Source organism: Streptomyces sp. NPDC038707, from assembly GCF_040636485.1.
Taxonomy (GTDB): domain Bacteria; phylum Actinomycetota; class Actinomycetes; order Streptomycetales; family Streptomycetaceae; genus Streptomyces.
In genome coordinates this window covers 127,907-141,135 of the sequence record NZ_JBEZUP010000001.1, presented here as the reverse complement: position 1 = coordinate 141,135, position 13,229 = coordinate 127,907, and the positions used below count along the sequence as shown (strand labels likewise).

Annotated in this window: 14 protein-coding genes; 8 read left to right on the top strand and 6 right to left on the bottom strand. The window is 75.2% G+C overall.

The window, feature by feature from the left end; all coding sequences use genetic code 11:
* Window positions 1–55: 55 nt before the first annotated feature.
* The 3 genes from AB0E62_RS00775 to AB0E62_RS00765 all read left to right on the top strand — a co-directional run bounded on the left by AB0E62_RS00775 (window position 56) and on the right by AB0E62_RS00765 (window position 3,953).
* Window positions 56–1,546: a DHA2 family efflux MFS transporter permease subunit gene (locus AB0E62_RS00775; RefSeq protein WP_362185969.1), complete on the top strand. Its 1,491-nt coding sequence runs from the start codon at window positions 56–58 to the stop codon at window positions 1,544–1,546.
* 165 nt (window positions 1,547–1,711) lie between these two features.
* On the top strand, window positions 1,712–2,926 hold the full coding sequence (locus tag AB0E62_RS00770; RefSeq protein ID WP_362185966.1) for a cytochrome P450: 1,215 nt from the start codon (window positions 1,712–1,714) through the stop codon (window positions 2,924–2,926).
* Window positions 2,927–3,035: 109 nt separating this feature from the next.
* Window positions 3,036–3,953, top strand: coding sequence for an RNA polymerase sigma-70 factor (locus tag AB0E62_RS00765; RefSeq protein WP_362185963.1), 918 nt, complete (start codon window positions 3,036–3,038; stop codon window positions 3,951–3,953).
* A 67-nt stretch (window positions 3,954–4,020) separates the two neighbouring features.
* Here the strand turns inward: AB0E62_RS00765 and AB0E62_RS00760 are convergent, their stop codons facing one another.
* Window positions 4,021–4,740: a chaplin gene (locus tag AB0E62_RS00760; RefSeq protein WP_362185961.1), complete on the bottom strand. Its 720-nt coding sequence runs from the start codon at window positions 4,738–4,740 to the stop codon at window positions 4,021–4,023.
* 277 nt (window positions 4,741–5,017) lie between these two features.
* Here AB0E62_RS00760 and AB0E62_RS00755 point away from each other — a divergent pair, with 277 nt between their 5' ends.
* Window positions 5,018–5,578 carry a DUF2243 domain-containing protein gene (locus tag AB0E62_RS00755; RefSeq protein ID WP_362185958.1) on the top strand — a complete coding sequence of 187 codons (561 nt, stop codon included), beginning with the start codon at window positions 5,018–5,020 and terminating at the stop codon, window positions 5,576–5,578.
* Window positions 5,578–6,396 carry a cytochrome c oxidase assembly protein gene (locus AB0E62_RS00750; protein ID WP_362185955.1) on the top strand — a complete coding sequence of 273 codons (819 nt, stop codon included), beginning with the start codon at window positions 5,578–5,580 and terminating at the stop codon, window positions 6,394–6,396. The genes AB0E62_RS00755 and AB0E62_RS00750 overlap by 1 nt, the downstream gene beginning before the upstream one ends.
* 305 nt (window positions 6,397–6,701) lie before the next feature.
* Here the strand turns inward: AB0E62_RS00750 and AB0E62_RS00745 are convergent, their stop codons facing one another.
* Together AB0E62_RS00745 and AB0E62_RS00740 are read right to left on the bottom strand one after the other, a co-directional pair.
* Window positions 6,702–7,631, bottom strand: a complete 930-nt coding sequence (locus AB0E62_RS00745; protein WP_362185952.1) for a M56 family metallopeptidase — start codon at window positions 7,629–7,631, stop codon at window positions 6,702–6,704.
* Between the two features lie 6 nt (window positions 7,632–7,637).
* A complete protein-coding gene (locus AB0E62_RS00740) occupies window positions 7,638–8,036 on the bottom strand; it encodes a BlaI/MecI/CopY family transcriptional regulator (protein ID WP_362185949.1) in 399 nt (132 codons plus the stop codon).
* A gap of 139 nt (window positions 8,037–8,175) precedes the next feature.
* Between AB0E62_RS00740 and AB0E62_RS00735 the strand changes: the two genes are divergently transcribed.
* Complete coding sequence (locus AB0E62_RS00735) at window positions 8,176–8,817, top strand: peptide deformylase (RefSeq protein WP_362185946.1); 642 nt, start codon at window positions 8,176–8,178, stop codon at window positions 8,815–8,817.
* Between the two features lie 8 nt (window positions 8,818–8,825).
* Here AB0E62_RS00735 and AB0E62_RS00730 read toward each other — a convergent pair whose 3' ends face one another.
* Window positions 8,826–10,256: an NAD(P)/FAD-dependent oxidoreductase gene (locus AB0E62_RS00730; RefSeq protein WP_362185944.1), complete on the bottom strand. Its 1,431-nt coding sequence runs from the start codon at window positions 10,254–10,256 to the stop codon at window positions 8,826–8,828.
* A gap of 140 nt (window positions 10,257–10,396) precedes the next feature.
* Between AB0E62_RS00730 and trxA the strand changes: the two genes are divergently transcribed.
* Window positions 10,397–10,774: a thioredoxin gene (trxA, locus tag AB0E62_RS00725; RefSeq protein ID WP_362185941.1), complete on the top strand. Its 378-nt coding sequence runs from the start codon at window positions 10,397–10,399 to the stop codon at window positions 10,772–10,774.
* 234 nt (window positions 10,775–11,008) lie between these two features.
* Here trxA and AB0E62_RS00720 read toward each other — a convergent pair whose 3' ends face one another.
* On the bottom strand, window positions 11,009–11,689 hold the full coding sequence (locus tag AB0E62_RS00720) for a helix-turn-helix domain-containing protein (protein ID WP_362185939.1): 681 nt from the start codon (window positions 11,687–11,689) through the stop codon (window positions 11,009–11,011).
* A gap of 99 nt (window positions 11,690–11,788) precedes the next feature.
* On the opposite strand from AB0E62_RS00720, the gene AB0E62_RS00715 reads away from it, so the two are divergent.
* A complete protein-coding gene (locus AB0E62_RS00715; RefSeq protein ID WP_362185936.1) occupies window positions 11,789–12,346 on the top strand; it encodes an NAD(P)H-dependent oxidoreductase in 558 nt (185 codons plus the stop codon).
* A gap of 61 nt (window positions 12,347–12,407) precedes the next feature.
* Here the strand turns inward: AB0E62_RS00715 and AB0E62_RS00710 are convergent, their stop codons facing one another.
* Window positions 12,408–13,223 carry an ABC transporter permease gene (locus AB0E62_RS00710; protein WP_362185933.1) on the bottom strand — a complete coding sequence of 272 codons (816 nt, stop codon included), beginning with the start codon at window positions 13,221–13,223 and terminating at the stop codon, window positions 12,408–12,410.
* Window positions 13,224–13,229 lie beyond the last annotated feature (6 nt).

Genomic DNA, 13,229 nt, shown 5'->3' with positions numbered 1-13,229 from the left:
CCGTGCGCGCCAAAAACCATGTCCTGAGCAACAACATAGTGCGTATGCTCAGCATATGCGTCCTCGTCCCTCCGCGCCGTTCGCCCTGCCGTCCCTCAGCCAGCGTCTGGTCGTCCCCGTCATCTGCGTCAGCGTGACGTTCATCGCGATCGTCGACGGGGCGATCACCACCGTGGCCCTGCCCTCGATCGCCCGTCAGTTCCAGGTGACGACCGCCGCGCTGGACGGCGCGGTCGTCGCCTACCCGGTCTGTCTCGCCATGGCCATCCCGGCCTCCGCCTGGCTGGTCGAGCGGTTCGGCGGCAAACGCGTCCTGCTGACCGCCCTGGCCGGCTTCCTCGGCTCGTCCCTGCTGTGCGGGGCGGCGGCCGGGCTCGGTCAGCTGGTCGCCTACCGAGCCGTGCAGGGGCTGTCGGCCGGCGTTCTCTTCCCGGCCTCCGCCGCGCTGCTGTTCGGCACCTTCACCCCCGCCGAACAGGTCCGCATCTCCCGCTACATGATCATTCCGCAGCAGATCGCCCCGGCCGCGGCCCCCGTCCTGGGCGGACTGCTGGTGGACCAGCTGTCCTGGCGGTGGGTGTTCTACGTCAACCTGCCGGTGGGGCTGCCGGCCGTGCTGTTCGGCGCCCTGTTCCTGGCCGGCGGCCGCGGCGGCCGGCCCGGCCGGTTCGACCTGCCCGGACTGCTGCTGAGCGCGGGGGCCCTGGGCACCGTCATGTTCGGCGTCTGCGAGGGACCCAACCGCGGCTGGTCCTCCCCCGCCGTCCTCGGCTGCCTGGTCCTCGGCGCGGTGCTGCTGGCCGCCGCCGTCGCCGTCGAACTGCGCACGGCCCACCCCCTCCTGCGGCTGCGCCTGTTCACCGACCGCCTCTTCCGGGACACCAACCTGATCAATCTGGTCGGCCTGATACCCATCATGGGCGCCCTGTACCTGGGGCCCCTCTTCCTCCAGCAGGCCCAGGGCCGCACGGCGCTGGAGTCCGGCCTGACCACCTTCCCCGAGGCGTTCGGCGTCCTGCTGACCGTCCAGCTCACCGGCGTTCTCTACGCCCGGGTCGGTCCGCGCCTGATCGTCGGCTGCGGGCTGGCCGGGGTCACGGTGACCCTGCTGCTGCTCGCCGGCTGCGACGCGCACACCGGCCTGTGGACCGTCCGCTGCTACATGTTCCTGTTCGGCGCCGCCATCGGCTGCTTCTTCATCCCGACGACGGTCGCCTCGCTGGCCACCGTCGACCGGGCCGACCTCGCCCAGGCCACGATGCTGAACACCGTCGTACGCCAGACGGGTGGCGCGCTCGCGCCGGCGGCCGTGACCACGGCCCTCGTCCTCGGCACCCCGGCGGGCGCCGCCGGCGCCCCGCCGGTCGCCGCGTACCAGCACGCCTTCCTCGCCCTCGCCGCGCTCGCGGCGGCCACGGCCGTCTTCGCCTTCACGATGCCCGACGGCGCCGCCCGCGCCGCCGCCCACGGCGGTGCCCGCGGCGGTGCCGAGGCGTCCGGCCGGTCCTCCTTCCTCCGGCGCCGGCGGGACCGGGTCGGCGCCTGAGCCCCGCCGGGCCGCGCTCGCCCCTGTCGTGCGAACCCCGTCGAGCTCCCGCATATTGGGGAAGTGACTCTTGGGGCCCGGCCCGGGCACCCCGGCGCCCGCACGGGCGGAGGTGCCCGGCCGGGCACCGACGAGCGCGCCCGGCGGCGCGCAAAGGAGGCTGTGATGTCCTTCCAGGAACCGGCAGTGCTGGAATGCCCCTTCGACTTCGCTGAGGCGCTGGAGTTCGACCCGGAGCTGGACGCGCTGGCACGACGCGGCCCGGTGAGCCGGATCCGGCTGCCCTACGGCGAGGCCGAGGCGTGGCTCGTGACCAGCTTCGCCGGCGTGCGTCAGGTGACGTGCGATCCGCGGTTCAGCCGGGCGGCGATCGTCGGGCGCGACTACCCGAGGATGACGCCCGAGCCCATCGTGTCGCCGGAATCCATCAACGTGACGGACCCTCCGCACGCCACCCGGCTGCGGCACGTGGCGGCCCAGGCGTTCACCCGCGACCGGGTGGCGGCGATGCGGCCGGCCGTGGACCGGGTGGTGGCCGGGCTGCTCACGGCGATGGCCGAGACGGGACCGCCCGCCGACCTGGTGACCCATCTGTCGGTGCCGCTGCCGCACCTGACGATCTGCGAGCTGCTCGCCGTGCCCGAGGCCGACCGCGACGAGCTGCGGGACCGCACCATGCGGCTGCTGGCCACCTCCGCCGACGCCCGGCAGACCGCGGCCGAGGCCAAGGCGTCCCTGCGGGCGTACTTCGCCGGGCTGGTCCCCCAGCGGCGGCGGGCGCCGGGCGAGGACCTGCTCAGCACGCTGGCCACGGCCCCGGTGCCGGAGGGCGAGGAGCCGCTGAGCGACGACGAGCTGGCGGTGCTGGCCGTGACGCTCATCCTCAGCGGCAACGACACCGCGACCTGCCAGATCAGCGACATCGCCTATGTGCTGCTGACCCACCCCGAGCAGCGGGAGGCGCTCGCCCGCGACCCCGGCCGGTTCCCCGGCGCGCTGGAGGAACTGCTGCGGTTCATCCCGTTCCGCAAGGGCGTGGGCATCCCCCGGATCGCCCTGGAGGACGCGGAGATCGAGGGCACCCTGATCAGCGCCGGAGACTACGTCCACGTGTCGTACCTGGCGGCCAACCGGGACCCGGCCGTCTTCCCCGACCCGCACCGGCTGGACCTTCAGCGGCCGGTGCGCCCGCACATGACGTTCGGCTGGGGCGGACACCACTGCCTGGCGGCGCCGCTCGCGCGGGCGGAGCTGGACAGCGCGCTCACCGGGCTGCTGACCCGCTTCCCCTCGCTGCGGCTGGCCGTGGCCCCCGAGGACATCGAGTGGGACACCGGCACCATCCGCCGCTTCCCGGTGCGGCTGCCCGTCACCTGGTGAGGCCGCCCGCCCCCGCGTGACACACGTCACCCGCCGTGGAGGTCACACGGCGCCGCCCGCCGGCCTCTCGTGGATGACAGGGCCGGCGGGCGGACAGGCGGGAGCGGACATGGACGAGCGGGGCACGGACACGGCGCGACCCCGGGGGGCGCGGGCGGAGGACGCCACCGGGACGTTCGTCGCCCACCGGGGCCTGTTGTTCACCGTCGCCTACGAGATGCTGGGCTCGGCCGCCGACGCCGAGGACGTCCTCCAGGAGACCTGGCTGCGCTGGGCGGACGTCGATCCGGGGACCGTGCGCAACCCGCGGGCGTACCTGGTCCGGATCACCACCCGCCAGGCACTGGCCCGGCTGCGGACGCTCGCCCGGCGCCGGGAGTCCTACGTCGGCCCCTGGCTGCCCGAACCGCTGCTGACCGCGCCGGACGTGGCGGAGGACGTCGAGCTGGCCGACAGCGTCTCGATGGCGATGCTGCTGGTGCTGGAGACGCTCACCCCCACCGAGCGGGCGGTGTTCGTGCTGCGCGAGGTGTTCGGGGTGGAGTACGGCGAGATAGCCGAGACCGTCGGCAAGAGCCTGGCCGCGGTCCGTCAGATCACCCACCGGGCCCGCGCCCATGTCGCCGCGCGCCGGCCACGCGGAGCGGTCTCCGCCGCCGAGACCCGGGCCGCGCTGGAGGCGTTCCGGCGGGCCGTCGACACGGGTGACCTGCGCGGCCTGCTCGACATCCTGGCGCCGGACGTCGTCCTCCTGGGCGACGGCGGCGGGGTCGCGCGGGCCGCGCCGGAGCCGGTCGTGGGGGCCGAGCGGGTCGCCCCGCTGGCCGCCGGGCTGCGCAGGTTCGGCGCGGCGGCGCTGCGGCCGGCCCAGGTCAACGGCTGCCCGGCGCTGGTCCTGCGGCTCGACGGCAGGGTCGACACCGTCCTCGCCCTGCACATCGCCGACGGCCGGATCGCCGGCCTGTACGCCGTGCGCAACCCCGGGAAGCTGTCCCGCATGGAGCACGAGGTCGAGCTGCGCCGCTGACCCCGCCCCGGCGCGGCCGGCGAACGAGGCGGCCGCCCCCTCCCGGCACCGGAGGGGGCGGCCGGGATCAGCGCTCGGTCCGCGGCCGGAAGCGGCGGTACAGCACCGTCCCGCCCATCAGCGAGGCCAGGCCCGCGGCGGCGGCCGTCCAGGTGCCGTCCGCTCCGGTGCGGGCGAGGGTGCCGGGCGTGCGCTGCCGTACGACGCTGGAGGACGGCTTCGGCTCCGGGCGGGTGGTGGCCGGGTGGTGCGGCGGGGTGTCCGGCCGGTGGTGCGCCGGCGGGGTGGTCCGCACGGGCGGCCGCGGCGCGGGCGGGGTGGACCGGCCGGGCGTGTGGGGGCGGGTGCCCGAGGTGTTCACGGACGTGTTGCCGAAGACGGGATTGCCGATCCCGACCACGTCGACGGTGTTGCCGCTGACGTTCACCGGCAGATCGACCGGGAGCTGGACGCCGTTGCCGGAGATCACCCCGGGCGAGCCCTGCTCCTTGCCCACGGCCGTGGCGCCGCCCGACGTCGCCGCCCCCTCCTTGCCCCCGGTCCGGTCACCCTGGTTGGCGCAGCGGTTGCCCATGGCGGGGTTGAGCAGCCCGACCACGTTCACGGTGTTCCCGCACGCGTTCACCGGGACGTGTACCGGCAACTGGATGCCGTTGCCGGAGATCAGCCCGGGCGAACCGCCCGCGTGACCGGCCGCGGCGGAGTCGGCGTGCGCCGGCCCGGCCACTGCCATCGCGCCCGAGGCGGCGGCGACGGCGATGACACTGTTTCGGGTAACCCGTTTCATCGGTTCCCTGTCCTTCCAGATACGGTCGCGGGCACTCGCCCGCACCCGGTGAAACGCAGGTGAAAGCACGCAAGTTATGGCTTGTCCATCTTTCGCCGGGTACCAGGGACGCGTGCGTGCGCCCGGCGGGCGTCCCCGGGCCGTCACAAGCCGGCCGTTCCGCCGGGCCCGCAGATGGCCGAGCCTGCCGCAGCGCGGGCGCCCGGGAACTGATAGCTGTCGTGGGAGCACCTCAGCCGGATGCGATCCACCCGGGAACCGACCGAGACGAGGAGCGATGGCGACGACCGCACGAGACACCAGGAACGAGACCGCGCCCGCCAGTCTGCGCCTGCCCGGCATCCTGCTGGGGGTGGGGCTCGGCGGGTTCGTCGACGGGATCCTGCTGCACCAGCTCCTCCAGTGGCACCACATGCTGACCAGCACCGACCACGACCGCATCGGTGTGAAGTACTACGACCCGGACAGCGTCTCCGGGCTGGAGATGAACACCGTGTGGGACGGCGTCTTCCACACGGTGTGCTGGCTGGCCGTCCTGTCCGGGCTCGCCGTGCTGTACGCCCGGGTGACCAGCGGCCGGCGGCGGGTGTGGACCTCGCGGGTGCTGTGGGGCTGGGTCCTGGTCGGCTGGGGCCTGTTCAACCTGGTGGAGGGCCTGCTGGACCACCAGGTCCTCGGGATCCACCATGTGCGCGGCGGAACCCACCAGGTGTGGTGGGACGTGGCGTTCCTGGTCCTCGGGGCGCTGCTGGTGGCCGGCGGACTGCTGCTGCGGCGGGGCGGCCGGCCCCTCGGCCCGGCGGCTCCCGGCGCGGTTCGTGAGGGGCGCCCCGCCTGATGGACCACCACCACACCTCCCGGTCGGCGAGCGGTGACGCGCTGGACGTCGTCCTGCCGGTCGTGGCCCTGCTGGTGTGCGCAGGCGGCTATCTGCTGCTGGCCTCCCGGGCGCGCCGGCGCAATCCGGTGCGGGGCTGGAGCGCCTGGCGGACCGCCGCGTTCTGCTCCGGGGTGGTGCTGCTGGCGGTGGCGCTGCTGCCGCCCCTCGCGCACCGGGACTTCCGCGGCCACATGGTCCAGCACCTGCTCATCGGGATGTACGCCCCGCTCGCCCTGGTCCTGGGCGCTCCGGTCACGCTGGTGCTGCGCGCCGTTTCCGCGCCGCGCGCACGCCGGCTCACCGCGGTGCTGCACAGCGGTGCGGCGCGCCTGCTGACCCGTCCGCCGGCCGCCCTGCTGCTGTCCGCCGGCAGCCTGCCGGCGCTGTACTTCACCCCGCTGTACGACACCGCCATGGCGCACCCGGCCGGGCACTGGGCGGTGCACGCGCACTTCCTGCTGTCGGGCTGCCTGTTCGCGCACGCCCTGGCCGGGCCCGACCCCGCCCCGGCCCGTCCCGGGGTGCCCGCGCGGCTGGCCTGGCTGGGCTGCGCGATCGCCGTGCACGCGGTCGCCGCGCAACTGATGTACGGCGGCTTCCTGGTGGCCGTCCACGCGCCCGCCTCCGAGGTCCGGGGCGGCGCGGAGATCATGTACTACGGCGGTGACATCGCCGAACTGCTGCTGGCGGGGGCCCTGGTCGCCACCTGGCGCCCCGGCCGCCGCCCGTTCGCCCGGCCCGTCTCCCTCAGGCCGCGGGCGCGACCGTCCGGGTGACACCCAGTGGTCCGTGTCCAGCCTCCGGGTACGCCGGAAGCCCCGGCTGCAGGGCGCCGTCGAGCGCTGCGCCGGTCACGCCGGTGGGCGCGGTGGACGAGAAGCAGGTGATCCGCCGGTCCGGCAGGGCCGGGGCGGCGGTCTCGCGGGCGCGGCGGTGCTCGATCCGGGGCAGTTCGGCGGGCGAGCCGGACCGGCACCAGCCGGCGCGGTCCGGGCCCCGTGCACCGGCGCCGCGTGCGCCCTGTCCTCGCGCACCCGGCGTTCCTTCTCCCCGTGCCGTGGACGCCCTGGGTGCCTCCGGTTCACAAAGGGGTGGCCGCGCGCAGGATCAGCACCAGGGTGACGGCCGAGTTCGCCGAGGACATCGCGGAGGCCAGCGCCCCGGCGGCGGCGCCCCAGGCGGCCAGGCCGACCGCGGTGAACGCCGACGGCCAGGTGCGGACCGCCGGTGCGGGCGCCAGCAGCGCGGCCACCCGGCGGGGCACGGGCCCGGTCGCGGCGAGCGCGGCCAGGGTGGGCGCCGGAGTGCGCGGGGACAGCAGGGCCGCCTTGCCGATGGCGCGGGCGACGGTGCGCCGGTCGCCGACCGCGCGGGCCGCCTCCTCGTCCGCCCACCGCTCGGCCGTGTAGACGACGGCGGTGCGCAGCGGACGCAGGAACGGGTTGGCGCGGGCGGCCAGGTGCGCGGCGAGCAGATGCCGGTGGTGGCGGGCGGTCAGGTGGGCGCGTTCATGGGCGAACAGGGCGCGCCGCTCGGCCGGGGCGAGTCCGGCCAGCAGGGCGGTGCTGACGACGATCCGGCCCCGGCCGCCGGGCAGCGCGTACGCGTACGGCGTGCTGTCGGGCAGGACGGCCACCGTGGGGCCCGGCACCTGGGCCAGGGCCCGGCGGGCGCGGCGGGTGACCCGGCGGTGCCGCCACAGGGTGCGGGCGCAGGCGGCGGCGACCGCGGCGAGCGCCGGTATCGCGGCCCGGCCGGCCACCTCGTCGTGCGGGACGGCGGCCCGCACCTCGGGGTCGGACCAGCCGTCGGGCAGCGGGTTGCCGGGCAGCTGCGCGGTGCCGACCACCATGAGCAGGGCCAGGCACAGCGTGCTGCACACGGCCATGACGACGGCGACCGCGGTCAGCAGCCGGGTGGCGGTGCGCGGGTGCAGCCGGGTCTCGGCGAGCCGGGCGACCGGCCAGGCGGACAGCGGCAGCACCAGCGGCAGGAAGACGAAGACTCCCATCGGCGCTCAGTCCTCCGGGCCGCCGGCCTCCGGGGCCGGGATGTCGAGCAGGGCCCGCAGCACCTGTTCGTCGCCGGGCGGCAGGGCGGTGACGAAGCTGGCCAGGACCGCCTCGCGGTCCCGTTCGCCGTCCAGCAGGCGGCGCATCCGCAGGGCGGCCAGCCGGGCGACGTCGGCCGTGGGCGTCCACAGGAAGGACCGGCCGTGCCGCTCCCGGGAGACGACGTCCTTGGCGAGCAGCCGGGTCAGGATGGTCACCACGGTGGTGTAGGCGAGGTCGCCGCCGAGCCGCTGCTGCACCCAGGCGGCGCTGACCGGCCCGTCCGCCTCGCGGAGCGCGCCGAGCACCTGGCCCTCGAGTTCGCCCTGGCCGCGCCGCCGGGCCCGGCCGTCCCGCCCTGTCATCTCCGGTCCCCTCCCCGTCTCCCACCGCGCCTGTCACCGACCCGTCCCACGCTACTCGACGCCACTGACAGCGCGACGCCGCCGCGGTGCCGCCCCGGGGTGCGGCCGGGTGCGGGGCGGGGCGTGGCATGCTGACGCGATGGCACCCCGTGATGACACACCGCTCGCCGAGCGGGTCGAGGAACTCCTCGCCGCCGGCGGTCCCTTGCCCATCGTCGCGGCCGGCCGGCCGGTGCTGCGGCGCGGCACCGAGCCGTACGACGGTCAGCTCGGCCCGGCGCTGCTGGCCCGGTTCGTCGAGGCCCTGCGCGCCACTATGCACGCGGCGCCCGGTGTGGGCCTGGCCGCCCCGCAGGTCGGCATCCCGCTGCGGATCGCGGTCATCGAGGACCCGGCGCCGGTGCCGCCGGAGGTGGCGGCGGCCCGGGGCCGGGTCCCGCAGCCGTTCCGGGTGCTGGTCAACCCGGTGTACGAGCCGGTGGGCACCGCCCGGGCCGCGTTCTTCGAGGGCTGTCTGAGCGTGCCGGGCTGGCAGGCGGTGGTGGCCCGGTACGCCGAGGTGCGGCTGCGCGGCGCGGACGAGCGGGGCCGCCCGCTGGACGAGGTGTTCACCGGCTGGCCGGCCCGGATCGTCCAGCACGAGACGGACCACCTCGACGGCACCCTGTACCTGGACCGGGCGGAGCCCCGCTCGCTGTCGACCAACGAGGCGGTGGCGTCCCTGTGGTCCCACCCGACCCCGCACCCGGCGGCGGAGGCGCTGGGGTTCCGGCTGCCGTAGCGCGTAGGTCAGTTGTCCCGGTACGCCTCCAGCAGCCGCAGCCACACCTCGCTGAGGGTCGGGTAGGACGGGACCGCGTGCCACAGGCGGCCGACCGGGACGCGGCCGGTGATCGCGACGGTGGCCGAGTGGATCAGTTCGCCGACGCCGGGGCCGACGAAGGTGACTCCGCGCACGATCTCGTCCTCCAGGTCGACGATCATGCGGGCGCGGCCCTTGTACCCCTCGCCGTACAGTCCGGCGCCCGCCACGGAGGAGAACTCGACGTCCACGGCGCGCACCCGGTGACCCGCCTGTTCGGCCTCGGCGAGGGAGAGGCCGACGGCGGCGGCCTCGGGGTCGGTGAAGACGACCTGGGGTACGGCGTGGTGGTCGGCCGTCGCCGCGTGGGCGCCCCAGGGCTCCTCCAGGAGGGTGTCGCCGGCGGCGCGGGCGGCGATCGCGGCGCCGGCGATCCGGGCCTGGTACTTGCCCTGGTGGGTGAGGAGGGCACGGTGGTTGACGTCGCCGACCGCGTACAGCCAGTCGGTGCCGGTGACGCGGAGGCTGTCGTCGGTGTCGAGCCAGGAGCCGGGTTCCAGGCCGACGGTCTCCAGGCCGAGGTCGTCGGTGCGCGGGGCGCGTCCGGTGGCGAAGAGGATCTCGTCGGCCTCGATCCGGTCGCCGGCGGAGGTGACCGCCACGACGGTGCCGTTCTCGCGGCGGACGGACTCCACGGAGGTGCCGGTGCGGATGTCGGCGCCCGCCTCGGTGAGGGCCTCGGCGACCAGTTCCCCGGCGAACGGCTCCATCCGGTTCAGCAGTCCCTTGCCGCGCACCAGCAGGGTGACCCGGGAGCCGAGGGCCTGCCAGGCGGTGGCCATCTCGGTGGCGACGACCCCGCCGCCGACCACGATCAGCCGCCCGGGGGCCGCCTTGGCGCTGGTGGCCTCGCGGCTGGTCCAGGGCCCGACGCCGGCGAGCCCGGGCAGGTCGGGCAGTTGGGCGCGGGTGCCGGTGGCGACGGCGACGGCGTGCCGGGCGGTGAGCGTGGTCCCGGTGCCGTCGGGGCCGGTGACGGTGACCGTGCGCGGACCGGCGAGGCGGCCGTGACCGCGGTACAGGACGGCGCCGGTGCCCGTGAGCCAGGACACCTGGCCGTCGTCGCGCCAGTGGGAGGTGTACTCGTCCCGGCGGGCCAGCACGGCCGGGGTGTCGAGCGGGCCGCGCACGGCCTGGGCGAGGCCGGGCAGGCGGCGGGCGTCGGCCTGGGCGATGACCGGCCTGAGCAGGGCCTTGCTGGGCATGCAGGCCCAGTACGAGCACTCGCCGCCGAGCAGTTCGCTCTCCACGACGGCGGTGCTCAGGCCGGCCGCCCGGGTCCGGTCGGCGACGTTCTCGCCCACCGGGCCCGCCCCGATCACCACGACGTCGTACGTGTTCGATTCCGTTTCCGTCATGGGGTCAGTCTGGTGGGTGGTGTGCGCCGCGGCCACATGGGTACGCGCGCGGAACACCGGCGTGCGCGCGTGGAATAGGCGGCCCGGCGGCCGTGTTGGCGCCGTCGGCACACCCCACACCAGGAAGAGGGAATCACGCCATGACCAGCACCGTGGAACTGACCAAGGAGAACTTCGACGAGACGGTCTCCGGGAACGGGTTCGTTCTCATCGACTTCTGGGCGTCCTGGTGCGGACCGTGCCGGCAGTTCGCGCCCGTGTACGAGAAGGCGGCCGAGGAGAACCCCGACCTGGTGTTCGGCAAGGTGGACACCGAGGCCCAGCCGGAGCTGGCCGCGGCCTTCGAGATCCAGTCGATCCCGACGCTGATGATCGTCCGCGATCAGGTCGCGGTCTACGCCCAGCCGGGCGCCCTGCCCGCGCCGGCCCTCGAGGACCTGATCAAGCAGGCCCGCGCGCTGGACATGGACGAGGTCCGCAAGAGCATCGCCGACCAGCAGGGCCAGGCCCGGCAGTAGGGCCCTCCGGGTTCCGGGTGCGGCGCGGATCGGGCGGACCCGCGCCGCACGGTTGCCCGCGCCGAGGCGTCGGCGGCGGAGTCCGCGCGCGGTCAGGAGCTGCTGTTCGCCGCCGACGCCCGCGGGGGCTGGTGGAGATGTTCTTCACCGGCCGGGGTGACTGAACCGGGAGACCGGGCGGCCCGGTCTCCCGTCGTCACGACGGTCCCGGCGGGCCACGCGGGACGCCTCGGGTCAGTCCGGCGGGTCCGTGCGGGTCACGCGGGCGACCAGGTCGAGCCAGGCGTTCTCCAGGCGCTCCATGGGCACCCCGCGCTGCCGGTTGAGGTGATGGATCAGCGCGGGGTCCAGGGAGGCCAGCAGGGTGTGGGCGAGCAGCTCGCAGTCGCCGTCCGACACGGTCTGCCGCAGCAGCATCGTGAGGTGCGCGCGCAGCGCCCCGGCCACCGGGTGGGCGAACCGTCGGGTCGGCTCCGGCTGGGCGGCCAGTTGCAGATCCAGCTGCTCGGCCGTGCGGTACAGCACCGCCACGCCGAAGGCCCGCAGCCGCTCCAGGGGTGGCGCGCCGGGTCCGAGCGGCGGGGGCCCGCTCAGGAAGTCGGCCTGGAGCCGGCGGGCCGAGTGGTCGAGGAGGGCCGTCAGCAGCCCGGTGCGGTCGCCGAAGCGGCGGAAGACGGTGCCCTTGCCCACGTCGGCCGCCGCGGCGACCGCCTCCATGGTGACCCCGGCCACCCCGTGCTCCGCGATCAGCCGGGCGGCGGCTTCCAGCAGCCGGGCCCGGTTGCGGGCCGCGTCGGCGCGCAGGCCCTGCTCGGCGGGTGCCGTGCCGACCTCCAGCAGGGCAGGGGTCTCGGCGGGCTCTCGAGGCTTCTGGAAGGGCGGCGGAGCGCTGGACATGACGACAGCGTAAAGCATCGGGAACAGAACTGGACCGCGGTCCGTTTGAGGTGGTACACCTTTAAACGGACTTCGGTCCGGATCGTTTGCAGCGGTTTTCAGCCCCTTGGAGTTCCCATGTCTGTTCGCATCCTCGCGCTCGTCGGCAGCCTGCGCGCCGGTTCGCACAACCGCCAGCTCGCCGAGGCGGCCGTGAAGCTCGCGCCGGAGGGCGCCGAGGTCGAGCTCTTCGAGGGCCTGGCCGAGGTCCCGTTCTACAACGAGGACATCGACGTGGAGGGCAGCGTTCCGGCCGCCGCCGTCAAGCTGCGGGAGGCCGCCCTGGCCGCCGACGCCTTCCTGCTGTTCTCCCCCGAGTACAACGGCACCATGCCGGCCGTGCTGAAGAACGCCATCGACTGGCTGTCCCGCCCGTACGGCGCCGGCGCCTTCGGCGGCAAGCCCGTCGCCGTGATCGGCACCGCCTTCGGCCAGTACGGCGGCGTGTGGGCCCAGGACGACACCCGCAAGGCCGCGGGCATCGCCGGCGGCAAGGTGATCGAGGAGATCAAGCTGTCCATCCCGGGTTCCGTCACCCGCTTCGCCGAGACCCACCCGGCCGACGACGCCGAGGTCGCCGCCCAGCTGACCGAGGTCGTGGCCCGCCTGCACGGCACCGTGGGCTCCGCCGCCTGAGCCGTACCCGCCCCTGGGGGCCGGAGCCCGCGCGGCTCCGGCCCCCGCGCCGTGGCCCGGGCTAGACGCGGCTGGAGGCCGCCGTGTCCGCGGACAGGCGCTGGGCGAGGTAGACCGGGATCACCGACAGCAGGACGAGGACCGCGGCCACGACGTTCACCACCGGTGCCTGCCGTGGCCGGGCCATGTTGTCGTAGATCCACAGCGGGAGGGTCTGGACCCCCGGGCCCGCCGTGAACGTGGTGACCACGATCTCGTCGAAGGACAGCGCGAAGGCGAGCAGGGCGCCCGCCAGCAGCGCGGAGCGCACGAGCGGGAACGTGACGTCCACGAAGGCCCGGAAGCCGCTCGCGCCGAGGTCCATGGCCGCCTCCTCGTACGAGGAGGACGTACGGCGCAGCCGGGCCACCACGTTGTTGAAGACCACGACGACACAGAACGTGGCATGCCCGACGATCACGGTGAACAGTCCGAGCCCCACCCCGAGCGGCTCCAGCACCGTGCCGAAGGCGGAGTTCAGCGCGATGCCCGTGACGATGCCGGGCAGCGCGATCGGCAGGACCACCAGGAACGACACCGTGTCCCGGCCGAAGAAGCGGTACCGGGCCACCGCGAAGGCCAGGAGCGTGCCGAGCACCAGCGCGACGGCGGTGGCCCCGAGCCCCGCCTTCACCGAGACCCACAGCGCCTGCCGCACACCGGGGTTGTGCGCCGCCACCGACCACCAGCGCCCGGTCAGTCCCGGGGGTGGCCAGCCCGCGCTGCGGTCGGGGTTCAGGGAGTTGAGCAGGACCAGCACCAGCGGGACGTAGATCACCGCGAAGCCGATCCCGGCCCCGGCCCGCAGGGCCCACCGCGCGGTGCGGCCGAGACGCATGGCACT